The following is a 23,055-nucleotide window of genomic DNA, read 5'->3' as shown; positions in this document are numbered from 1 at the left end:
CCGCCGCAGAAGATGACGCCGGAGACGTGCTGGTCGAGGAGCATGGCGACGTACTCGGCCTCGGTGAGTCCGCCCGCGGTACGGGTGCACAGCACCGGCGTGTACCCGAGCTGGACGAGCGCGCCGCCCGCGACCTCGGCGAGCGCAGGGAAGATCGGGTTCTGCAGCTCGGGCAGCACCAGACCCACCAACCGCGCCCGCACACCCCGCAGTTGCGTCGGACGCTCGTACCCGAGCACGTCCACCGCGGTCAGCACCGCCTGCCGGGTCGCATCCGACACACCCGGCTTGCCGTTGAGGACACGGCTGACCGTGGCCTCACTGACCCCCACCCGGTGAGCCACTTCTGCGAGTCTGCGCGCCATGCCGGGAGTGTAACCGCAGGTGCCGGGCCGGATTCCGGGGGCGGGACAGGCCGTCGGCCCCGTTGCCGACGGCCTGTCCCGCCCTCCGTCTCAGAACCCGCTGTTGCCGCTGCCGCGCGTGATGGTGAAGCCGGGCGCGTTGTTGAGCAGACCGCCGGTCTTCGCCGTGACGGTGGTGTGGGACACCGTCATCCCGCCGGTCACGTTGTTGAGGTCGAAGCCGTACGTGCCGGCGTTCGTGATGGTGTCGTTGTCGAGGGTGAGGTTGCCGATCTGCTTGGCGTAGCTGAGGAGTACGCCCTGGTAGGTGCTGTCCTTGATGGTGTTCCCGGTGACGGTGACGGGCTGGGTGATGTCGGCGGTGTCGGCGTAGATCCACAACGCGCCGATGTTCGTCGCCCAGTTGATGTGGTACGAGCCGCAGCGGGTGAGGAGATTGTCCCGCACGGTGGTGGCGCCGGAGAAGCCCTGTCCGAAGTAGGTGCTGACGGTGATGCCGGAACCGAAGGCGACCGTGTCGCTGACGGAGTTGTTCTCCAGGGTGTTGCCGCCTCCGCCGTACACGCCGATGCCGTTGGCCTGGATGGGGAGTTGGACGGTGTTGTGGGAGACGGTGCTGTCGGTGACGTTGCCGCCCTCGGTGTCCAGGGCGATGTTGTCGTCGCCCGTGTTGCGCACGTTGGACTGCTCGACGCGGGTGCCGGACGAGCCGCCGTGGACATGGATGCCGTCGGCGAAGATGTCGCGGGCGCGGAGGCCGGAGACGAGCAGGCCGGTGCCCGGGTTGGCCCACAGGCCGACCTTGGTGTGTTCCATCCACACGTCGGAGATCAGGGAACCGGAGGTGAAGGTGCCCTCGATCGCGGCGGCACCGGAGTCGTTGTTGCGGAAGGTCTGGTCGCCGGAGATCGTCAGGTCGGCGATCTGGTTGCGCCCGCCGTTGGCGAACAGGCCGCCCGAGCCGTTCTCGGCCGTGGAGTTGAGGGTCGTGTACCAGGGGCCGGCGCCGCGCAGGGAGACGTTCGTGAGGTTCACGCGGCCGGAGATCGTGTAGGTGCCGGACGGCAGCCACAGGCCCTTGCCCGCCGAGGAGGCCGTGCTCAGCGCGGTGTTGAGGGCGCCGGTCACGTCGCCGGCGCCGGGGGTGACGCCGTAGTCGGCGGCGGACACGTAGCCGGCGGGCATCGTGGAGGCGGCGTCGACGAGTTCGGTGTCGATGACGTCGACGGTGTACGAGGCCGCGGTGTCCGCGGCGTCCTTCTGGAGCTTGAGGACGGTACCGGCGGGCCAGGTGGCGGTGTTGAGGTAGCGCACCTCGTCGTAGTAGTGGTGTCCGGCGCTGTCGCCGCTGTAGCCGGGCGTGTTGGTGTCGTAGTAGCCGGGGCCGTAGATCCAGGAGTACTTGTTGGTCGTCTGGAGGTCGGTGACCTTGGTGGAGCCCGCGTAGAGCGACAGGGGCGCGGTGGTGACCGAGCCGGACGCCGTGTCGGGGATCGAGTAGCGCACGACGACCGCGTTGGCGGGCTCGGCGAGGGTGATCTGGACGTACTGGCCGGTGGCCGACAGCTTGACCGCGCTGCGGCCGGTGGACTCGGCGGACATGCTCGGGTAGGTGGTGCCGGTCGCGAGGACCGTGCCCGTGGTGGTGGCGTCCGCCGCCCGGTACTCGGTGTACGGCAGCGTCGCGCCCTGGGTCGCGAGGGCGGTGCCGCCGTCGACGGAGACGCTGTCGACCGCCACGTTGCCGGTGTCGCCCGCGTCGGTCTGCAGGCCCACGAGGTTGAGTCCGGAGCGCAGCTTCACGGAGACGGACACGTGCGCCCAGCCGGTGGCGGCGGGCAGGCTCAGCTGCGACGACTTGACGCCGTTGAGGTACAGCGAGAGGGTCTGCGCCGCGCTGGTGGTGTTGCGGTAGGTGACGGCGACGGGATATGTGCCCGCCGACGGGACCGAGGTGTCGACGACCGTCTGCGCGCCCTGTGTGGTGAAGCCGGTGAGGTATCCGGTGCCGGAGTAGCCGGTCAGGGAGGTGGCGGTCGCGGGGCCGCCCGTGAAGAAGGCGGTCTCGGCCTCGTAGGCCTGGCCGGCCGCGCCGCCCGAACCGCCCGAACCCGGGTCGGTCGTGGTGCCGGTGTCCACGGTGATGTCGTCGAGGTTGACGTTGCCGGAGTCGCCGCTGTCGAAGCGGTACGCGACGGTGTTGGCGCCCGCCTTCAGGGTCAGGTTCTCGCTGCGGACGGCCCACGTGTTCCAGTCGGCGGTCGCGGCCAGCGAAGTGGTCAGCGCCTTGGTGCCGTTGAGGTACACCGAGAGGGTCTGCGCGGAGCCGGTGCCGTTGGCGTAGCGCAGGCCCACGGCGGCCGTGCCGGCGTCCGTGGCGTTCACGGTGAAGGTGGTCGCGGCGGTGCCCTTGTGGGTGTCGGTGTAACCGCCCACGTATCCGGTGCCGTTGTAGCCGGAGTGCTCGGTCTCGGTGACCGCTCCGCCGGAGAGTGCCGCGGTCTCCGCCTCGTACTGGCCGGCGGGGGTCGCGGGCGCGGCGGTCACGGTGATCGCGTCCAGGTTGACGTTGCCGGTGTCGGTGCTGTCGTACGTGTAGGCGACCGTGTTGTCGCCGGCGCTCAGGCTCACCGTCGTGCTCACGGTGGCCCAGGTGTTCCAGTCGGCCGTGACCGGGAGTTGGACGGTGGCGGCCTTGGTGCCGCGCACGTACACGGACAGACTCTGGGTCACGCCCGAGCCGTTGGCGTAGCGCAGCGCGGACACGTACGCGTCGGCGCTTGCGGCGTTCACGGTGAAGGTCGTGGCCGCGGTGCCCTTGTCGGTGTCGGTGTAGCCGCCGACGAAGCCGGTGCCGGTGTAGCCGGTGTGGTCGCTCGCGACGACGGCGCCGCCGGAGAGCGCGGCTGATTCCGCCTGATAGGTGGTGGACGTCGCGGCGGCCGCGGGCGGCGGCCAGCCGGTCAGCGCGCACAGCAGCGCCACGAGGGCGGCGACCGCGACGACCACCGGTCTCATGTACAACACACGTACGTTGTGCGGGAATTGGCGCATGGGGGTACTCCCGAGGGGAGGAGGGCGGGGTTGGGTGACGCGCACCGTAGCCCGGCGTTAACCCGCGGGCAATGCATCGAGCCGGCGCCCGGAAATGCGGGTGCGGCGATCCGACAGCGTTTCTCGGCCCGCACATCCGGAATCACCAGCGGGGATAAGACGACCGGCGCTCGCGAACGCAAGCGGAACTTGTCGCCTGCTCCATGTTTCCTGTCGAATTTTTGCAACGCGCGCTGCATGCGGCGCGAACACTTCATCTGACCTGCTGAACAACGGCGCCTCGGAGCATGGAGACTTGCCACCGAACCCGGCGGACGGTCGAGGAAAGCACATCCGGAAGGTCACGACAATCGGTCGAAAACAGGCATGTCGATTTCTTGCGTCAAGTTTCGTCGGTCAATTACGGCCCGGATGACAGGAGTTGTCGACGCGTTGCGCATGTGGGTTTACATATTGCTCCGGGATGGGCACGCACGTAACTTGTTCGTCACCTCACAGGGATGAGCGGGTTCCCGCATTCCCCACCTCACGATCAGGGACGATCCATGACCGGTTTCCCGGCGGGCAGCAGAGCCCGCATCGCAGTCGCCGTGGCGGCCGCGGCGACCCTCGCCCTCACCGCGAGCGGCTGCGGCAGCTCGGACGGTTCCGCCTCCTCGGACGGCAAGGTCACCATCACGGTGAACGACATGCCGGCCAAGACCGACCCGGTCAACCGCAAGATCTTCCTGTCGGACGTGGCGGCCTTCGAGAAGGCCAACCCGAAGATCCATGTCGTGCCGCACGAGGGGCAGATGGATCCGCAGACCTTCTCCACCAAGCTCGCGGGCGGCCAGCTGGAGAACGCCTACTACGTCTACCTGACCGACCCGGCCGGCCTCATCGCCAAGCACCAGGCGGCCGACATCACGGACTACCTCAAGGACTATCCCGCGGCCCAGCAGGTCAAGCCGCAGCTGCGCCAGGTCTTCCAGGACAAGGCCGGCCGCACGTACGGCGTGACCGAGGGCAACTACTCCATGGGGCTCGTCTACAACCGGACCCTGTTCAAGAAGGCCGGCCTCGACCCCGACAAGCCGCCCACCACCTGGGACGAGGTCCGGGCGGACGCCAAGAAGATCGCCGCCCTGGGCGGCGGCGTCGTCGGGTACGGCGACTACAGCAAGTCCAACACCGGCGGCTGGCACTTCACCGCCGAGATGTACTCGCGCGGCGGCGACGTCGCCGAGCAGCAGGCGGACGGCACCTGGAAGGCCGACTTCGACAACGCCACCGGACACGCGGTGCTCCAGCAGCTGCACGACATGCGCTGGACCGACGACTCGATGGGCAAGCGCCAACTCCTGGAGTGGGCCGACCTGCTGCAGATGATGGGCTCCGGCAAGCTGGGCATGTACCTCGCCACGTCGGACAACATCCCGACCATAGCCGCGCAGTACAAGGGCGACCCGAAGGAGTACGGCCTGGGCGCGATGCCGGAGGGCAAGGGCACGCTCGCCGGAGGCGGCGGCTTCATGTTCAACCCGAAGAACACCCCCGCCCAGACCAAGGCGGCACTCGCCTGGGTGATGTTCAAGTACGAGAACACGGACCGCATCACGTCGGGCAAGAAGCGCGCGGCGGAGAACAAGCAGCCGGTCGGCCTGCCCGAGCCGAACATCTGGTCCGGCGCCGCCGAGCAGACCGTGGCGGCGGCCGACAAGAAGTACGCCAACGAACCGGTCGAGAACTACGCCCCGTTCACCGAATCGGTCGGCAAGATCCCGCTGAAGCTGGAGCCGCCGCAGGCGCAGAAGATCTACGCCGTCCTGGACACCGCGATGGCCAAGGTCCTCACCCAGAAGGACGCGGACATCGACAAGCTGCTCTCCGACGCGTCGAAGCAGGTCGACACCCTGCTCGCCGCACAGTGACCCGCCGGGTGCCGGGGCCGGCCGCAACGGCCTGAGACCGCACCCGGTGCGAGCCGCCGGACCGGTCACCCCGCCCCGCCACCGGTCCGGCACCGACCCCCGCGGCGACGGTACGGCGTCCCGCCCCCCAGAGCGGTACGGCGTCCCGCCCCCGCCGGCGGTACGGCGTCCCGGCCGCCGTACCGCCGGCGGGTCCCGCGCACTGCCCGGCGCGGGACCCGCACCCTCCCAGCCCCCCGACAGGGCGGACCGGCAACCCGGTCGAGCAACAAGGAGAGAGTTCTATGGCGACGTCACTGGCGCCGCACCGCAGCGAAGTACGCGTCTCCGCGACGCCCGATCCCCGGCAGCGGCGCCGCAGCCGGCTGCGGCGCAGGATCGCCGACAACGCGCTGGCGTACGCCTTCCTGGCGGCCGGCATTCTCTGCTTCGCGTACTTCTCGTGGTATCCGCTGGTCCGCGGCATCACCCTCAGTTTCCAGCAGGACAACCTCATCACCGACCCCGAATGGGTGGGCCTGACCAACTACCACCATCTTTTCGCCGACCCGCTGTTCTGGACGGCCTGGCGCAACACCGCCGAGTTCACGGGCATCGCCCTGGTGCTCGGCTACGCGGTACCGCTGGTCATCGCGGTCCTGCTCAACGAACTGCGCCACTTCAAGGGGTTCTTCCGGATCGCGGTCTATCTGCCGGTGATGCTGCCGCCGATCGTCTGCGTGATGCTCTGGCAGTACTTCTACGACCCCGGCCAGGGACTATTCAACACGCTGCTGCGGGGCGCGCACCTGCCGACCTCGCAGTGGGTGCAGTCGCCGCACATGGCGATGATCTCCCTCGTCCTGGTGTCGACCTGGGCCAACATGGGCGGCGCGACCCTGATGTACCTGGCCGCGCTCCAGTCCATCCCGGGCGACCTCTACGAGGCGGCGGAGCTCGACGGCGCCGGGCTCTGGGCGCGGCTGCGCCATGTGACGCTGCCGCAGATGCGGTTCGTGATGCTGGTCCTGCTGCTGCTCCAGATCATCTCCACCATGCAGGTGTTCATCGAGCCGTTCCAGCTCACCGGGTTCACCAACCCGTCCACGATCACGGTGATGACGCTGATCTACCGGTACGCCTTCGCCGTCAACAACGACTTCGGCCTCGCCGCCGCCATGAGTGTGCTGCTGTTCGCCGTGCTCGCCGTGTTCGCCGCGTGCTACCTGCGGCTGACCCGCGACTCGTCGGACCAGGGCTGAGGAGGACAAGAGATGACCACCACCGCCCCCGGCCTCACGCCCCGCACCGCCGCCGGCTCCAAGGCCCGCCCCGCCTCCCGTCGCGCCCCCGCCCCCGCCCCCGCGCCCCGCAGCCTGATCTCGGCGCAGGAACTGGCCCGGCCCCGCAACCGCCGCGTCTACTACGCCGTACTGACCCTCACGATCGTGCTGTTCGTCGCGGTGTTCGTCTTCCCCCTGTACTGGATGGCGTCCTCCGCCCTGGAGACACCGCGGGAGTTCGCCGCCGCGACGCCGACGCTGCTGCCGAAGTCGGTGCACCTCTCCGCGTACCGGGACGCGTGGACGCAGATGGACATCGCCCACTTCTTCCTCAACACCGTCTACTACGCGGCCGGCGGCTGGTTCATCCAGATGGCGGTGGACGTCTGCGCCGCCTACTCGCTGTCCCGACTCCGGCCCGTCCTCGGCAAGTTCGTCTTCGGCGCGATGCTCGCCAGCCTGATGCTGCCCGCCGCCGCGCTGCTGGTCCCCCTGTACCTGACCGTGAACGACCTGCCGATCCTCCACCTGAACCTGCTCAACACCCCGTGGGCACTGTGGCTGCCGGGCGCGGCGAACGCCTTCAACATCTATGTGCTGCGCCGCTTCTTCGACCAGATACCCGGCGACATCCTCGACGCCGCCGCCATCGACGGCGCCTCCCGGCTGCAGGTCCTGCTGCGGGTGGTGCTGCCGTTGTCCCGCCCGGTCCTCGCGGTCGTGTCCATCTTCTCCGTCGTGGGGATGTGGAAGGACTTCCTGTGGCCGCTGCTGGTGCTCCAGGACCCCGACCGGCAGACCCTGTCGGTCGCCCTGCACCGGCTGTCCACCTCCACCACGCAGGTCCCGCCGACGGAGATGATCGCGGGCCTGACCATCGCCGCCGTCCCGATGATCGTGCTCTTCCTGGTCTTCCAGCGGCACATCCTCGGCGGCCTGTCCGCGGGCGCCCTCAAGGGCTGACCCGCACTCCCCCACCACCGACACCCCCACGCGATCCGGCCCGCCCCGGGCCGGGTCCGCCGCGCCGTGCACCGGACCCGGCGCCCCACCTTCCCGATCAAGGAGCCAGCCCACGTGGCCACAGCGAACGACACCGCGTCCCAGCGCCAGGAGTGGTGGCGTGACGCCGTCATCTACCAGGTCTACCCCCGCTCCTTCGCCGACGGCGACGGCGACGGCGTGGGCGACCTGGCCGGCGTCCGCGAGCGTCTGCCCTACCTGGCCGAACTCGGCGTCGACGCGCTGTGGTTCAGCCCGTGGTACGCCTCGCCCCAGGCCGACGCGGGCTACGACGTCGCCGACTACCGGCGCATCGACCCGGTGTTCGGCGACCTCGCGCAGGCCGGCGCGCTCATCGAGGAGGCGCACCGGCTCGGCCTGCGGATCGTCGTCGACGTCGTACCGAACCATGTCTCCGACCAGCACGCCTGGTTCCGCGAGGCGCGCGAGGCCGGGCCCGGCGCGGAGGCCCGCGACCTGTTCTGGTTCCGCCCCGGCCGGGGGTCCGACGGTGAACTCCCGCCCAACGACTGGCAGTCGGTGTTCGGCGGCCCGGCCTGGACCCGTGTCCCGAACCCCGACGGCGGACCCGGCGAGTGGTACCTGCACCTGTTCGCGCCGGAGCAGCCCGACCTGAACTGGAACAACCCCAAGGTCCGCGAGGAGCACGAGAGCGTCCTGCGCTTCTGGTTCGACCTGGGCGCCGACGGTGTACGCATCGACTCCGCCACGATGCCCGCGAAAGACCCCGAACTGCCCGACTTCGACCCGGCGTCCCCGCCGGTGCCGCACCCGTACATCGACCGTGACGACGTGCACGCCATCTACCGCTCCTGGCGCGCGGTGGCCGAGCAGTACGCGCCGCCCCGGGCGCTGATCGGCGAGGTGTGGCTGGCCGACCCGGTGCGGTTCGCGCACTACCTGCGGCCCGACGAGATGCACACCGCCTTCAACTTCGACTATCTGAACAGCCCTTGGGAGCCGGCCGCGCTGCGCGGCTGCATCGACGCCACGCTCGACGCGCACGCGTCCGTGGGGGCGGCCCCGACCTGGGTGCTCTCCAACCACGACGTCACCCGGCACGTCACCCGCTACGGCCGGGCCGACTCCTCCTACGGGCACGCCCTGCGCCAGCACGGCACCAGCACCGACCTCGTCCTCGGCACCCGCCGGGCCCGCGCCGCGCTGCTGCTGGCCCTCGCGCTGCCCGGCGGGCACTACATCTACCAGGGCGAGGAACTGGGCCTGGGCGAGGTCGAGGACATCCCGGCCGAGCTGCGCCAGGACCCGATCTTCCACCGCACCGGCGGCGCCGACATCGGCCGCGACGGCTGCCGGGTGCCGCTGCCCTGGTCCGGACAGGAGCCGCCCTTCGGGTTCAGCCCGCCCGGCGCGAGCGCCCCGCCGTGGCTGCCGCAGCCCGCCGACTGGGCCGACAGCACCGCCGAGGCGCAGAGCGGGCGCCCCGGCTCCATGCTCCGCTTCTACCGCACCGCGCTCGCCCTCCGGCGGGCCGAACCGGGGCTGCACGACGAGCGGTTCGCGTGGCTGCCGGTCGACGACCCGGGCGTGCTCGCCTTCGAGCGGGCCGACGGGTTCGTCTGCGTCGCCAACCTCTCCCCGACGCCCGCGCCGCTGCCGGCGGACACGGCGGTGGTGCTGGCGAGCGACTCCGCGGTGGACGGAGCGGCCGCCCTGCTGCCCCCGGACACCACGGTGTGGCTGCGCCGCACCTGACGGCGGCGGGCCGGCCCCGCCTGCCCGCCCGGTCCCGGCCGGGCAGGTGGGCGGCTCCGGACCCACGACTCGGGTCCCGGGCAGGCGGCACCGGACCCGGAACCCGCGTCCCGGGCAGGCGGCCCCGGACCCACAACTCAGGTCACCGACAGGCGACTCCGGAACGGACAGGATGAACTCGCATGACTCGTAGGCTCTCCGAGGTGGCCCGGCGCGTGGGGGTCAGCGACGCGACGGTCAGCCGTGTCCTCAACGGCAAGCCGGGTGTGTCGGATGCGACCCGGCAGGCGGTGCTGACCGCGGTGGACGTGCTCGGGTACGAGCGTCCGACGCAACTGCGGGGTGTGCGGGCGCGGTTGGTGGGTCTGGTGCTGCCCGAGCTGCAGAACCCGATCTTCCCTGCGCTCGCCGAGGTCGCGGGCGGCGCGCTCGTCCAGCTCGGGTACACGCCGGTGCTGTGCACCCGTACCGCGGGCGGACTCACCGAGGCCGAGTACGTCGCCATGCTCCTCGACCAGCACGTCTCCGGCGTCATCTTCTGCGGCGGGCTCACCGAGACCGAACACGCCGCCCTCCTGAAGCGCGGGGTGCCCGTGGTGCTGCTGAACGCGGCCGTCGACTACCCGGGCTTCCCCCGGGTGTCCACCGACGACGCCGCCGCCGTACGCCAGGCGTACGCGCACCTGACGGCCATGGGACACACCGACATCGGGCTCATGGTCGGCCCCGAACACCACATGCCGTCCCGCCGCAAGCTCGCCGCCTTCACCCGGCTGACCTCCGGCAGCGGCGCGCACCATCCCGTCGGCCACGCGCTGTTCTCCTTCGAGGGCGGCCAGGCCGTCGCCGCCGAACTGCTCTCGGCCGGCGCCACCGCCCTGATCTGCGGCAGCGACGTCCTCGCCCTCGGCGCGATACGCGCGGCCCGCCGCCGGGGACTCACCGTGCCCGGCGATCTCTCGGTCGTCGGCTACGACGACTCCGCGTTCATGAACTACACCGACCCGCCGCTGACCACCCTGCGCCAGCCCATCGAGGCCATGTCCCGCGCCGCGGTCACCCTGCTCGTGAACCAGATCTCCGGCGAGAACCCCACCCCGCAGGAGCTCCTGCACGAACCCGAACTCGTCGTCCGCAACTCCACCGCCCCGCCTCTCGTCACCCGGCTCGGAGCGGCACGCGGGGCTTAGCCACGAGGAACACACGATCGGCGCCGGGCGACCGGCCGCGCCGTCGCGCGGCCGACTCCACGAGCGCCGCGATCGCAAAGTGTGACGACTCGATTACGATGGGGTGGTTCGCGGCGATCGGTCGCGGCGTTGACGTGAGGGATTCAGGGATGGCTCAGGGCAGCGTGAAGTGGTTCAACGCGGAGAAGGGGTTCGGGTTCATCGAGCAGGACGGCGGCGGTCCTGACGTCTTCGTCCACTACTCGGAGATCCAGGGCAACGGCTACCGCAGCCTGGAAGAGGGACAGCGCGTCGAGTTCGAGATCGGCCAGGGTCAGCGCGGCCCCCAGGCCCAGCAGGTGCACGCCATCTGACCCTCACGGGCTCGCCCGCCCGGACAGGGCGGGCGAGCCGGACCGGTCCGGCAGCGGTGGTCTCCGCACGCACCCGGAGACCACCGCCCGTGTTCCTGCCGTGCCCCGTCTTCAGCCGGTGACGGCCTTCGAGTCCGTCAGCCAGCCCGCGAGTCGGTTCATGTAGTCGGCCTGGGAGACGTAGTCGAGCGCTGCGGAGACCCAGGGATGGACCTGGCCCGCGGCGAGTGCGGCGCTGTCCGCGACGGTGGGCTGCTTCTTGAGGTGGGCGCTGTCGTAGCCGTCCTGTTCGAGGAGCCATACGTCGCCGCCGATCCGGCCGGCGTTCTCCCAGCTGTAGTTCGCCCAGTAGTACCCCTTGGGGGTCGGGGCGAAGAACGTGACGCCCAGGTCGGCGTAGAGCCGCAGGGCGGGGTCGTCCTGTGCCTTGGCGACGTTGACGCCGTCGCTGTCCGCGTACAGGGCCGTCACGGTCACCGGGTGCGCGGCGGCGGCCTTCTTCAGGCCGGCGGCCGCCGTGTCGTAGCGGGTCCTGGCCTTCGCCACGGTCGCGGAGTCCGCGCCGAGGGCGGTGGCGAGCTTCGTGGTGTGGTCGACGACGTCCGCGCCGTCGCCGCCGATCACGATCGTGATGACGGGCGCGATCGCCTCGACCTGCTTCTGCTGGGCGAGGTCCTTGAAGCCGTAGTCGGGCTGGGACTTGTCGATCGTGCCCTTCTCGTCGGTGGGGAAGACCTCGGAGACGATGACGTCGGGGCGCGCGGCGGCCAGCTTCTCCAGGTCGAGTTCGCCGTAGGCGGTGCCGATCTGTGCGATGCCGGAGGTGTCGAGGCCGTCGAAGCGGGCGTCGTCCTTGATCGCGGAGTAGCCCCACGAGGCGACCGGCTTCAGGCCGTAGTGCAGCAGGGGGACGACCTCGTCGTTCATCCCCGCGACACGGGTCGGCGCGTGGTCGAGTTTCACGGTCTTGCCGAGGTCGTCGGTGAAGGTCCACGGGCCCTTCGAGGCTGTCGCGCCGGCGGAGGCGGCGGGCGTCGAGGAGGAGCAGGCCGTCAGGACGGCGAGCAGGGACACGACGGCGAGGGGCAGGAGGCGGCGTAGGCGGGATACGGTCCACATAGTGCTAGTTAGCTTAGCCTTACCTAACCGGCTTGATCCAGTGGGTGGTGTCCGGTTTCCGCGGGAGGCGCCGGCTCCTCGTCCGCCTCCGGCAGCACCAGCGGGGTGCCCGTCACCGGGTCCGGGATCACCCGCGCCCGCAGTCCGAACGCCCGCTCCAGCATCGTCGGTTCGAGTACGTCGGCCGGGTCCCCGTCGGCGAGGACGCCGCCCTCGCCGATGACCACCAGGCGGTCGGAGTAGCGCGCGGCGAGCCCCAGGTCGTGCAGGACCATCACCACGGTCGTGCCCGACGTGCGGTTGACCCGGCGCACCAGCCGCAGCACGTCGAGCTGGTGGGCGAGGTCGAGAAACGTGGTCGGCTCGTCGAGCAGCAGGGTCGGCGCCTCCTGTGCGAGGACGAGGGCTATCCAGGCGCGCTGGCGCTGGCCGCCCGACAGCTCCGTGACCGCGCGGTCGGCGACCTCCGCCAACCCCGTGTCGGCGAGCACCCGTTCGACGACCGCGTCGTCCCCGGGGGTCCACGGCCGCGCCCAGCTCTGATGCGGATTGCGGCCCCGCATCACGAGGTCGCGCACGCTCGTGCCCGCGGGGGCGACCGGGTTCTGGGGCAGGATCGCGAGCCGGCGCGCGACGGCCCGGGAGCGCAACTGCCCAACGGGCCGCCCCTCCAGCAGGACCGAGCCCGAGCTCGGCGTGAGCAACCGTCCGAAGGCCTTCAACAGGGTCGATTTCCCACATCCGTTGGCGCCGACGAGAGTCGTGACGGTGCCTGCGCCGATGCTGAGGTCGAGCCCGTCGAGCACGGTGCGTCCGTCGTAGCCGAGGCTGACGCCACGCGCTTCGAGCACGGGAACGGTCACGTCGTCATCTCCTTGCGATTCCTCACGAGCAGCCAGATCAGGTAGGGCGCGCCGATGACGGTGGTGACGATGCCGACGGGCACGTCCCACGGGAAGGCGGTGCGGGCCAGCGTGTCGGCGAGCAGCGTCAGACAGGTCCCGGTCAGCCCCGAGAGCAGCAGCGGCGGGCGGGTGGCGCCGGCCGTGCGCAGGGCGATCTGCGGGGCCACGAACGCGACGAAGCCGATCGGCCCGGCGGCGGCGACGGAGGCCGCGGTCAGCAGCACGGTGAGGGCGATCACCGCGAGCCGGTGCAACTGGACGGGCAGGCCCACCCCTTGCGCGATCTCGTCGCCGAGGTGCGACACCGCGAGGGCGGCGGAGCCCGCGAGCGCGAGCGGTACGAGCACGACGACGCCGTAGAGCAGCGGTCGTACGGTGTCCCACGACGCGCCGGAGAGCGAGCCCACGAGCCACTCCGCGGCGGCCGTCGCCTGGGTGACGCGCGCCCGCACGAGGAGGTAGCTGGTGCCCGCGTCGAGCATGGCGCCCACGCCGATGCCGACCAGGACGAGCCGGTAGCTCTGCACGCCGCCGCGCCAGCCGAGCCCGTACACGAGCGCCGTGGCGAGGATCGCGCCGAGCGCGGCGACGGCCGGGACGCCCGCGCCCAGCAGCGTGCCGCCGACGCTCTCCGCTCCGCCGCCGATCAGCATGGCCGCGACGGCGCCGAGCGAGGCGCCGGAGGACACGCCGATCACGTCGGGGGTGGCGAGCGGGTTGCGCGTGACGGTCTGCATGAGCGCCCCCGCGACGCCGAGCGCGAGACCGACGAGGGCGCCCGCCAGGACGCGCGGCAGGCGCAGTTGCAGCACGATGAGCCGGTCGAGGGCGTCCCCGTGCCCGGCGAGGGTGCGCAGGATGTCGACCACGCCGACCCGCGCACCGCCGACCGCGATCGCGGTGACCACGAGGGCGAGCGCGAGCAGGAGGGCGGCGCAGGTGACGAGCAGGACGCGGGGGCGCCAGGCGAGCCCGAGCGGACCGACGAGGACGCCGCGCCGGACGGGCGGCGGGGCTGCGGCGGGTGCCGCGGCTGTGGCGGGTGCCGCGGACGGTCCGGGCCGCGCGGCACTCGCGGAGCTGGCGCTCACCGGCTGGGCGTGCACGGTCTCGGCGCTCACCGGCTGGGCGTCCGCGGTCTCGGCGCTTACGGACCTGGCGTCCACCGGCTGGGCGTTCGCGGTCTTGGCGTTTACGGACCTGGCGTCCACCGGCTGGGCGTCCGCGGTCTCGGCGCCTATGGACCCGGCGTTCGCGGCCTCGGCGCTTACGGACCCGGCACTGGCGGACCCGGCACTCACCGGCCCGGCACTCACCGGCTCGGCGCCCATCGGCCCGGCGCTCACAGGCTCACCAGCGAGCGGCCGCGGGCGACCGCGACGAAGAACGGTCCGCCGATGACCGCCAGCACGATGCCGACCTGCACCTCCGAGGTGCCGCCGGCCAGTCGGCCCACGATGTCCGCGAGGAGCACGAGCAGGCCCCCGACGAGCGCGGCGGCGGGCAGCAGTCTGCGGTGGGCCGAGCCGACGGCGGCGCGCGCGAGATGCGGCACCACGAGCCCGACGAAGGCGATCGGCCCGGCCGCCGCCGTCGCCGCGGCCGTGAGCAGCGTGATGGCGGCCAGTCCCACACCCCGCGCGACCAAGAGGTTCTCGCCGAGTCCGCGGGCGAGTTCCTCGCCGAGGGCGAGGTTGTCGAGGGAGCGCGCGTTGAACGCGGCGAGCAGGAGTCCCGCCGCGGCGAACGGCAAGGTGCCCCAGACCTCGTCGAGTTGCCGGCCGGAGAGCGAGCCGACCACCCAGAGCTGGTAGGCGCGCAGACTGTCGCGGTCGGCGAGGGTCAGGAACGACGTGACGGCGGTGAGCAGTGCCGACACGGCCGTGCCCGCGATCGCGAGCGGCACCGGGCTCGCCGTCCCGCTGCCCGCGACGGTGATCGCGAAGGCGGCGAGGCTCGCGAGGAGCGCGCCGACGAGCGCGAGGCCGACGGAGGCGCCGGTGCCCGACACCCCGAACACGACGATGCCGAGGACGACGGCGAGTCCGGCGCCCGCCGAGACGCCGAACAGGCCGGGGTCGGCCAGCGGGTTGCGGGTGTGGCCCTGCATCACGGTCCCGCCGACCCCGAGACACACGCCCACGACCAGGCCGATGACCGTGCGCGGGACGCGAGAGCCGTAGACGACGGCGGCGTCCCGGCCCGATCCCGGGTGCAGGAGGCCGTCCAGGACGGCGACGGGGGAGAGCCGGTTGCTGCCCAGCAGGATGCTCGCGACGCAGACGACGGCGAGCGCCGCGAGCAGGCCGAGGAGCAGCCCGGCGGGCGAGGGGCGCGGCAGCCGTGGCCGGCGCGTCCGGCGGTCGGTCCCGGTCGTTGCCGTAGCTATGATCACGGAACTTAGCTTAGCCTTGCCTAATGAGCCCTCGCATACGCCCCGACCGGCGTGACTCGCGGCTGTTCTGCGCCGCGGTCACGTCGAGCACCCGCCTGACGCCCCATCTGCAGCGTGTGACCGTCCGTGGAGAAACGCTCCGCGCCTTCCCCTGGCAGGGCTACGACCACTGGTTCCGGCTGTTCTTCCGCCATCCGCACCAGGAGCGCTTCCACGTGCCCGAGGTCGGCGCCGAGTCCTGGTGGAAGCCGTACCTCGCCATGCCCGACGAGGTGCGCCCCTACTGCGCCAACTACACCGTGGCCGACTTCCGGGCCGACGACGGTGAACTCGACATCGACGTGGTCGTGCACCGGGACGCCGACGGTGAGATCGCGGGCGGCGCCGCGATCTGGGCGTGCTCGGCCGAGCCGGGCGAAGAACTCGCCCTGCTGGACCAGGGTTTGATGTACGACGCCCCGGCCGACGCCTCCAGCGTGCTGCTGGTCGCCGACGAGAGCGGCCTCCCGGCGGTCGCGGGCATCCTGCGTTCGCTCGCACCCGGCACGGCCGTTCGCGTGCTGCAGGAAGTCCCCACGGACGCCGACCGCCGCCCCCTGAGCGGCCCGCCCGGTATGCGCGTCGACTGGATCGCACGCACGGACCCGCACGCGGTCCCCGGCGCCGCCGCGCTCACCGCACTGCACGACTACGACGACGTCGACCCCCACGGATACGCCTTCGTGGTCGGCGAACAAACCCTCGCCACCGAGGGACGCCGCCGCCTGCACCGGGCCGGGATGCCGAAGGACCGCATCACCTTCTCGGGCTTCTGGAAGACCGAGCGGCACTGAGCCCCGACCGGAACGGCGTTGACGGCCTGGTTCCGAAGCCTCGGCGGCCGGTCCCTGCAACCCCTGGGACCGGCCTCCGAGTTCGCCGCCGGTCGCATGCCCGCAGACACGCCACCCGTGGTCAGGAGCCGGACCGTGTGATGTCATTGCGCGTTGAACGACCGCGTCGGAGCCGCAGGCCGCCGGCCGCCGCCACCGGCCGCCGCGCCGAATACCCGTCTGTGCGCGGTCGGTTGCACCTCACGATCGAAGGGGCGGGGCGTGGAGAGCATCACCAAGAACAGGCAGTCGCGGGACACACTGCTTGCCATGGTCGAGCGTGCCTACGGCGCGGACCGGGTGCCGACCGGTGACGGATGGGTCGACGAGCTGGGTCACGGCTGGTTCAACGTCGCCTACCGCATACGCCTGCGGGACGGCGCCGAGGTCGTCCTGAAGATCGCTCCGGCGCCGCAGGTGGAGGTCCTGACCTACGAACGCGGCGCGATGTCGATCGAACTGGCCACGCTGGAACTCCTCCGCACGCGGACCTCGGTGCCCGTGCCGGTCGTCGACTTCGCGGACCGGAGCCGTGAACTGTGCGACGCCGACTACTTCTTCATGCCGTACGTCGACGCCGACAACCTCGGGATCGTCCTGGCGTCGCTCTCCGCCGCAGAGCGCGACGCCTACATGGAGCAGGTGGGCGCCGCCAACCGGGAGATCAACTCCCTGCGGGGCACGGCGTTCGGGCCGCTGGCCGGCCCGGGCGATCCGAGCTGGCGGCGCGTGTTCACCGGGATGGTCGAGGACATCCTGCGCGACGGTGAACGCCGCGGCGTCGACATCGGCTGGTCCTACGACACCGTCCGGGCCACGCTGGCCGAGCACGCCGACAGCCTGGACGAGGTCACCGAACCGCGTCTCGTCGAGTGGGACCTGTGGGAGAGCAACGTCATGGTCCGCGACGGCAAGGTCGTCTGCGTCATCGACCACGAACGCGCCTTCTACGGAGACCCGTTGATCGAAGCCGGCTTCACCGGAACCCAGCTCGCCGCCTTCGGCGACTCCACGGCCTTCATGCGCGGCTACGGCCACGCCGAGCTGACCGCGACCCAGCGGGTGCGCCGCGACCTGTACGGCCTCTACCTCATGCTGGTCATGGTCATCGAGACCGTCTACCGCGGTCACACCGACACCAAGCAGTACGACTGGGCCCGCCCGCACCTCGACGCGGCGATGGGGACACTCGGCCGTACGCGTCGGTGACCATCCCCACCGCCCGCATCCCCGACCGCACGACCCGGCTCGGCGTCGAACCGGTCGGCCGACTGCTGTGGCGCGCCTGCACCCAGACGACCGCCGCGGTCGGCGTGTACGGCGTGTACGCCCTGACCAACGCCTGGTTCGTCGGCCACGGCGTGGGCGACAACGCCATGGCGGCGGTCAACCTGGCCGCCCCGTTGCTGCTGTTGCTCGGCGCGGTCTCCACCACCGTCGGCGCGGGCGGCGCCTCCCTGGTCTCCCGCGCCCTGGGCGCCGACGACCGGGAGGCCGCCGCCCGGGCCACGGGCAACGCGTTCACCCTGTTCTGGATCTGCGCCGCCGCGACCACCGCGCTCGGCCTGCTCTTCCTCGACCCGTTGCTCGGCCTGCTCGGCGCGCAGGGCGAACTGCGCGAGATCGCCCGCCCCTACGCCGTGGTGCTCCTGTGCGGTGCGCCGGTCTCCACCGGCTTCTCCAGCCTGGTGCGCGCCGAAGGCCGGACGGGCTGGTCGACGCTCCTGTGGGTCACGGCCGTCACCGTGCAGATGGCCCTCGACCCCCTGCTGATCTTCGGACTGGGCCTGGGCGTACGCGGGGCGGCTCTGGGCACGGTCGGCGGCCAGGCCGTCTCGGCGGCGATGAGCCTGTGGTTCTTCTTCGGCCGTCGCGGCCGCCCGTACCCCGTGGATCCTCGCCATCTGCTGCCCCACGGCCCCACGCTGCGCGCGCTCCTCGCGGCCGGCCTGCCCTCGTTCCTGGCCGGGGCGGGCGTCACGCTGCTGGCCGTCCTCGTCAACACCACCCTCGCCGACGCCGGTTCGGCCACTGCCCTGGCCGCGTACGCCGTCTGCGCCCGCCTCCAGACCTTCGCGACGATGCCGCACACCGGCATCAGCCAGGCGCTCCAGCCCCTCGTCGGATACAACGCCGGCCGCGGCCTGACGGACCGCGCCCGGCTGGCCCGCGACCTAGCCCTGCGCGGCTCGCTGCTCTACGGCCTGTGCACCGCCGCGGCCCTCGCCCTGCTGGCGCGGCCTCTGGCCGACGCGTTCCTCGACGACGCCCGCACGATCGACTCCGCCGCACAGGGCCTGCGCGTGCTGGCCGTCTGTACGGCCGTAGCGGGGATCGGCCCACTCGTCGCCGCGTACGCCCAGGCCCTGGGCCGCCCGGCGCCCGCCTACTTCCTCACCATCGGCACCATGCTCCTGTTCAAGGTCCCCCTCGTCATCACCCTGGGCAGGCTCGGCACCGGTGGCACCTGGGCGGCACTGGCCGCCGGCGAACTCGCCACCGCGACCGCCGCACTCCTCCTCCTGAGACGCCTGCGCGACACCACCGCCAAGGCCCCGTGAGGAGCTGAGCCGAGAACCCCGGACGCCGACGAGGGACGGCGAACGGTTCCGGTGCCTCCGGGGTTGGTGGCGGGACCGATGTCCTGTAAAGTTGATCTAGAAGCCGCCGCCGGAGAGGTCCGGAGGACGGCCGATGCGTTGGTGGTCCAAGGAAAGACGCCCCGCTTCCTGCGGGGAAATGCAGGTGCAAGGCTTGCCCGGCGCTCCAGACGAAGTTCCCCGTCTCAGGTCATAGGGACGGGGAACTTCCGCGTTTCCCCACGCTCGGCCGGCTCCCTGTCCCGAAGCCGGACGAACCGGCCGCGTCCCCCGTGTCTCGCCCCGCCGCGTCCCCGGCGTCCCGGCGCAGCACGGAGTCCTGGCACGGAGCCTGGGCACGGAGTTTCGGCGCGTGGGGTCCCGGCCCCGCCGCCGGCGGTGTGCATCCGCAGGGACCGGTGTGCCGGAAGCAAAGGGATGAACGGCGTCGCCCGGGTCGGCACACACCAGACCGCCGAGCACGCCGTCGGCGCCGTCCCCAGGCCGTCCGGCGCCCTTGCATCGGGCTCATGGGGCCAAGGCAGCCCACCGGGGGCACGCACCGCGGAACGGAGTCCCGACCATGGCCCTGCGCCTCACCCTCGTCTACAAGGTGATCAACTCCGACACGCTGCTTCCGGCAGGGGAGCCGTACTACTACCCGGGCCCGGACGCCCCGCTCGGTGCCGTCATCGGCACGGTCGTGCTCGGGACCCGCTCGACCCGCATCGCCGCCGTGGGCTACAAGGTGCACGACGCACGGCACGGCTGGATGCCCGCCGCCGAGTTCATGGACGTCTCCCCGTAGCGGCGCCGCCCGAGCGCGGCGCACCGCACCGGTATGGAAGGCGGCAGACTACGCCCATGCAGCTGCCCTCCCGAGCCGTAGCCACCACCGCCCTGCTGGAAGTCATCAGGATCACCGGAGTACCGGCACGAAGCGGCGCTCCCTACCCCGGCAGGGCGGGCGCCCACTGGGCCGGGAGCGAGGCGGCCGACGTCCTCGCCCTGATCGAGAGCCTGCCCGGCAGCGAGCAGCACCGCTGCGGCTTCTCGCCGGGCTGGAGCGTCCGGGCGTACCCGGACACGCTCGACCTGCCCCTGTTCGAAGCCGCGTTCTGCTTCACCTGCCATGAGGTCCGCATGCAGGGCTCCACCGTGCCACCCACGCTGGCCAAGCAGTTCTTCGACGCGAGCACCCCACAGGCCCAGTCCCTGCTGACCCGCCTGCGCGCAGCGGCCCCCTAGGCCGCTGCGTTCAGTTCTTCGAGCAGGGCAGGGGACAGCGAGGCGAGAGTGAGGCCTGCGGAAGGGCGCCCGACCGGCATGTCGCCCGGCCAGGCGCCCTTCCGTCGCGCCTAGAAGAAGCCCAGCTTCTTCGGGGAGTACGACACGAGCAAGTTCTTCGTCTGCTGGTAGTGCTCCAGCATCATCTTGTGCGTCTCGCGGCCGATGCCGGACTGCTTGTAGCCACCAAATGCGGCATGTGCCGGATATGCGTGGTAACAGTTCGTCCACACCCGGCCCGCCTGGATCGCGCGCCCGGCCCGGTAGGCGGTGTTGATGTCGCGGGTCCAGACGCCGGCCCCGAGGCCGTACAGAGTGTCGTTGGCGATCTTGATGGCGTCGTCGAAGTCGTCGAAGGACGCGACCGAGACGACCGGGCCGAAGATCTCCTCCTGGAAGATGCGCATCCGGTTGTCGCCCTCGAAGATGGTCGGCTGAACGTAGTAGCCGCCCTTCAACTCGCCGTCGTGTTCGATCCGTTCGCCACCCGTGAGGATCTTCGCACCCTCCTGGCGGCCGATGTCGAGGTACGAGAGGATCTTCTCCAGCTGGTCGTTGGAGGCCTGCGCGCCGATCATCGTGTCGGTGTCGAGCGGGTGCCCCGGCTTGATCAGCTCGGTGCGCGCCACGGCCGCCTGGAGGAACTCGCCGTAGTTCCCGCGCTGGATCAGCGCCCGCGACGGGCAGGTGCAGACCTCGCCCTGGTTGAGCGCGAACATCGTGAAGCCCTCGAGGGCCTTGTCGCGGAAGTCGTCGTTCTGCGCCCAGACGTCGTCGAAGAAGATGTTGGGCGACTTGCCGCCGAGCTCCAGCGTCACCGGCTTGATGTTCTCGGAGGCGTACTGCATGATCAGCCGCCCGGTGGTGGTCTCGCCGGTGAACGCCACCTTCGCCACCCGCGGGCTCGACGCCAGCGGCTTGCCCGCCTCCACGCCGAAGCCGTTGACGATGTTCACCACGCCCGGCGGCAGCAGGTCCGCGATCAGGCTCATCCAGTAGTGGATGGAGGCCGGCGTCTGCTCGGCGGGCTTGATGACCACCGCGTTGCCCGCGGCGAGCGCCGGGGCGAGCTTCCAGGTCGCCATCAGGATGGGGAAGTTCCACGGGATGATCTGCGCGACCACGCCCAGCGGCTCGTGGAAGTGGTACGCCACCGTGTCGTCGTCGACCTCGCCGAGCGAGCCCTCCTGCGCCCGGATCGCGCCCGCGAAGTAGCGGAAGTGGTCGATGGCCAGCGGGATGTCGGCCGCGAGCGTCTCGCGCACCGGCTTGCCGTTTTCCCAGCTCTCGGCGACCGCGAGCTTCTCGAGGTTCGCCTCCATCCGGTCGGCGATCTTCAGCAGGATGTCGGAGCGCTCGGTCACCGATGTGCGGCCCCAGCCCGGCGCGGCCGCGTGGGCGGCGTCCAGCGCCCGCTCGACGTCCTCCGCGGTGCCCCGCGCGACCTCGGTGAACGGCTGCCCGTTGACCGGGGACGGGTTCTCGAAGTACCGCCCCTGGGCGGGTGGTACGTACTCCCCGCCGATGAAGTGGTCGTAGCGTGACTGGTAGGAGACGATCGCGCCCTCGCTGCCGGGCGCCGCGTAACGGGTCATGCTGCTCTGCCTCCCGGTGAAGCGCTGCCCGCCGTTGGACAGCGTTGCCGGGCAGGCTAGGGAGCCGGACGTTGCGACCACGTTGCATGGACGTTTCTGCACTCGCCCGCGCCTCCGACCGAGGGCGTGCGGACGCGCGCTGACCACCGGTCAGATCCGGCGCCCCCAGCCGGCCGGCGCCGCCAGCTCCGCCTCCAGCGCGGCCAGCCGCGCCCGCACCACCGCGGTCGGCCGTACGGCGGCCAGCGCGCGCCACACCTCCACGTCCTCCTCGCCCCAGGTCGAGTGCGCCCAGTCGGCCAGCAGATCGGGGTCGCGGCGGGCGATCAACGCGGTGCGCAGGCCGTCCGCGAGGCGCCGCCGCAGCCTTACGACCGCGGGAGCCTGCGAGGCGGGCAGCAAGGGTCCCGGGTACCCGGTCGAGGCCGCCATGACCGCGCCGCTCTCGAGCCGCCGCTCCACCACGGCGACATCGGACTCGACCGGCTCGGTGAGGCGGTACGGCCGCGAGGCCAGCAGCGCGGGCCCCACCACCCCGCGCAGCCGGGCGAGTTCGGCGCGCAGGGTCACCGGGGTGACCGTCTCGTCCTCGTACAACGCGCACAGCAGTTCGTCGCCCGTCATGCCCTCCGGGTGGCGGGCGAGCAGCACGAGGATCTCGCTGTGCCGGCGGCTCAGCCTGATCCGCCGGCCGGCCCGGGTCAGCCGTGCCTCGTCGCGGCCCAGCGCCGACAGTTCCGGCAGGTCGGCGGCGGGCTCCCGCGGGGCGAGCAGTGCGAGCTGCGACTCCGCGGCGCGCGCGACCGCCTGTACGAACCCCAGGCTGTGCGGATGCGCGAGCCCGTCGCCGCCGGTGATGTCGATCGCGCCGAGCACCCGGCCGGTCCGCGGATCGTGCACCGGCGCGGCGGCGCACGTCCACGGCTGGACCCGGCGGATGAAGTGCTCGGCCGAGAAGACCTGTACCGGGCGGTCGAGCGCGACCGCCGTGCCCGGCGCGTTGGTCCCCACCGCGTTCTCCGACCAGCGGGCGCCCGGGACGAAGTTCATCCGTCCGGCCTTGCGCCGCGTCGAAGGATGCCCCTCCACCCAGAGCAGCCTGCCGTGCTCGTCGCAGACCGCCAGCAGATGCTCGCCGTCGGCCGCGAACGGGCCCATCAGCTCACGCACCAAAGGCATCACCCGGGCCAACGGATGCTCCGCGCGGTAACTGCCGAGGTCGCCGTCGGTGAGCTCCACGTTCGCCGTGCCGTCGGGGCCGACCCCGGCGCGCGCGGAACGCAGCCACGAGTCGGCCACCACCGAGCGCACCGGCCTCGGCACGGTGCCCGCGGCGGTGAACGTCTCGTGCGCCCGGCGCAGCACGCGGGCGCGCTCCGCGGGGTCGGCCCCCGGTTCGAGGGCCAGCCAAGGATCGGTCAACGCAC

General features: G+C 71.7%; 19 protein-coding genes. 11 read left to right on the top strand and 8 right to left on the bottom strand.

Annotated features, from left to right (window positions below):
* Both WN71_RS07655 and WN71_RS07650 read right to left on the bottom strand, forming a co-directional pair.
* A partial coding sequence (locus WN71_RS07655) for a LacI family DNA-binding transcriptional regulator (RefSeq protein ID WP_143074802.1) occupies positions 1-365 on the bottom strand: 365 nt, incomplete at its 3' end.
* 90 nt (positions 366-455) lie between these two features.
* Positions 456-3,383, bottom strand: coding sequence for a CBM35 domain-containing protein (locus WN71_RS07650; RefSeq protein ID WP_046592638.1), 2,928 nt, complete (start codon positions 3,381-3,383; stop codon positions 456-458).
* Between the two features lie 581 nt (positions 3,384-3,964).
* Between WN71_RS07650 and WN71_RS07645 the strand changes: the two genes are divergently transcribed.
* The 6 genes from WN71_RS07645 to WN71_RS07620 all read left to right on the top strand — a co-directional run bounded on the left by WN71_RS07645 (position 3,965) and on the right by WN71_RS07620 (position 10,876).
* On the top strand, positions 3,965-5,332 hold the full coding sequence (locus WN71_RS07645; RefSeq protein WP_079177714.1) for an extracellular solute-binding protein: 1,368 nt from the start codon (positions 3,965-3,967) through the stop codon (positions 5,330-5,332).
* A 284-nt stretch (positions 5,333-5,616) separates the two neighbouring features.
* The gene (locus WN71_RS07640; RefSeq protein WP_052743245.1) at positions 5,617-6,573 is read left to right on the top strand and encodes a carbohydrate ABC transporter permease; all 957 of its coding nucleotides are present in this window, start codon (positions 5,617-5,619) and stop codon (positions 6,571-6,573) included.
* 12 nt (positions 6,574-6,585) lie between these two features.
* Entirely contained in the window at positions 6,586-7,557 is a 972-nt protein-coding gene (locus WN71_RS07635; RefSeq protein WP_079177713.1) for a carbohydrate ABC transporter permease, read from the top strand.
* A 114-nt stretch (positions 7,558-7,671) separates the two neighbouring features.
* Complete coding sequence (locus tag WN71_RS07630) at positions 7,672-9,333, top strand: glycoside hydrolase family 13 protein (RefSeq protein WP_046593044.1); 1,662 nt, start codon at positions 7,672-7,674, stop codon at positions 9,331-9,333.
* A gap of 182 nt (positions 9,334-9,515) precedes the next feature.
* Complete coding sequence (locus tag WN71_RS07625) at positions 9,516-10,523, top strand: LacI family DNA-binding transcriptional regulator (protein WP_079177712.1); 1,008 nt, start codon at positions 9,516-9,518, stop codon at positions 10,521-10,523.
* 149 nt (positions 10,524-10,672) lie between these two features.
* The gene (locus WN71_RS07620) at positions 10,673-10,876 is read left to right on the top strand and encodes a cold-shock protein (protein ID WP_046585047.1); all 204 of its coding nucleotides are present in this window, start codon (positions 10,673-10,675) and stop codon (positions 10,874-10,876) included.
* A gap of 111 nt (positions 10,877-10,987) precedes the next feature.
* Here the strand turns inward: WN71_RS07620 and WN71_RS07615 are convergent, their stop codons facing one another.
* The 4 genes from WN71_RS07615 to WN71_RS07600 are packed head-to-tail and all read right to left on the bottom strand — an operon-like array spanning position 10,988 to position 15,295.
* Positions 10,988-11,995, bottom strand: coding sequence for an ABC transporter substrate-binding protein (locus WN71_RS07615; RefSeq protein ID WP_052743021.1), 1,008 nt, complete (start codon positions 11,993-11,995; stop codon positions 10,988-10,990).
* Between the two features lie 23 nt (positions 11,996-12,018).
* Complete coding sequence (locus WN71_RS07610) at positions 12,019-12,858, bottom strand: ABC transporter ATP-binding protein (RefSeq protein ID WP_240529588.1); 840 nt, start codon at positions 12,856-12,858, stop codon at positions 12,019-12,021.
* Positions 12,855-14,246 carry a FecCD family ABC transporter permease gene (locus WN71_RS07605; protein WP_206300035.1) on the bottom strand — a complete coding sequence of 464 codons (1,392 nt, stop codon included), beginning with the start codon at positions 14,244-14,246 and terminating at the stop codon, positions 12,855-12,857. The genes WN71_RS07610 and WN71_RS07605 overlap by 4 nt, the downstream gene beginning before the upstream one ends.
* Entirely contained in the window at positions 14,243-15,295 is a 1,053-nt protein-coding gene (locus WN71_RS07600; protein WP_206300034.1) for a FecCD family ABC transporter permease, read from the bottom strand. The genes WN71_RS07605 and WN71_RS07600 overlap by 4 nt, the downstream gene beginning before the upstream one ends.
* 23 nt (positions 15,296-15,318) lie before the next feature.
* Between WN71_RS07600 and WN71_RS07595 the strand changes: the two genes are divergently transcribed.
* The 5 genes from WN71_RS07595 (at position 15,319) to WN71_RS07575 (ending at position 19,994) form a co-directional block, all read left to right on the top strand.
* Positions 15,319-16,128 (top strand): siderophore-interacting protein, encoded by an 810-nt coding sequence (locus WN71_RS07595; protein WP_046585048.1) that lies wholly within the window; start codon positions 15,319-15,321, stop codon positions 16,126-16,128.
* A 261-nt stretch (positions 16,129-16,389) separates the two neighbouring features.
* Positions 16,390-17,376: a phosphotransferase family protein gene (locus WN71_RS07590; RefSeq protein ID WP_046585049.1), complete on the top strand. Its 987-nt coding sequence runs from the start codon at positions 16,390-16,392 to the stop codon at positions 17,374-17,376.
* Positions 17,373-18,728: an MATE family efflux transporter gene (locus WN71_RS07585; protein WP_046585050.1), complete on the top strand. Its 1,356-nt coding sequence runs from the start codon at positions 17,373-17,375 to the stop codon at positions 18,726-18,728. Before WN71_RS07590 ends, WN71_RS07585 begins: the two co-directional genes overlap by 4 nt.
* A 601-nt stretch (positions 18,729-19,329) precedes the next feature.
* Complete coding sequence (locus WN71_RS07580) at positions 19,330-19,554, top strand: hypothetical protein (RefSeq protein ID WP_046585051.1); 225 nt, start codon at positions 19,330-19,332, stop codon at positions 19,552-19,554.
* Between the two features lie 56 nt (positions 19,555-19,610).
* Positions 19,611-19,994: a hypothetical protein gene (locus WN71_RS07575; protein ID WP_046585052.1), complete on the top strand. Its 384-nt coding sequence runs from the start codon at positions 19,611-19,613 to the stop codon at positions 19,992-19,994.
* 110 nt (positions 19,995-20,104) lie between these two features.
* On the opposite strand, the gene exaC is transcribed toward WN71_RS07575, so the two are convergent.
* Positions 20,105-21,628, bottom strand: a complete 1,524-nt coding sequence (exaC, locus tag WN71_RS07570; protein WP_046585053.1) for an acetaldehyde dehydrogenase ExaC — start codon at positions 21,626-21,628, stop codon at positions 20,105-20,107.
* 150 nt (positions 21,629-21,778) lie between these two features.
* Entirely contained in the window at positions 21,779-23,050 is a 1,272-nt protein-coding gene (locus WN71_RS07565; RefSeq protein WP_046585054.1) for a GAF domain-containing protein, read from the bottom strand.
* Positions 23,051-23,055: the final 5 nt, after the last annotated feature.

It is taken from the genome of Streptomyces mangrovisoli (assembly GCF_000974985.2).
GTDB lineage: Bacteria > Actinomycetota > Actinomycetes > Streptomycetales > Streptomycetaceae > Streptomyces > Streptomyces mangrovisoli.
Note: the sequence above shows the minus strand (reverse complement) of the source record. Positions and strands in the feature narration are given on the sequence as shown.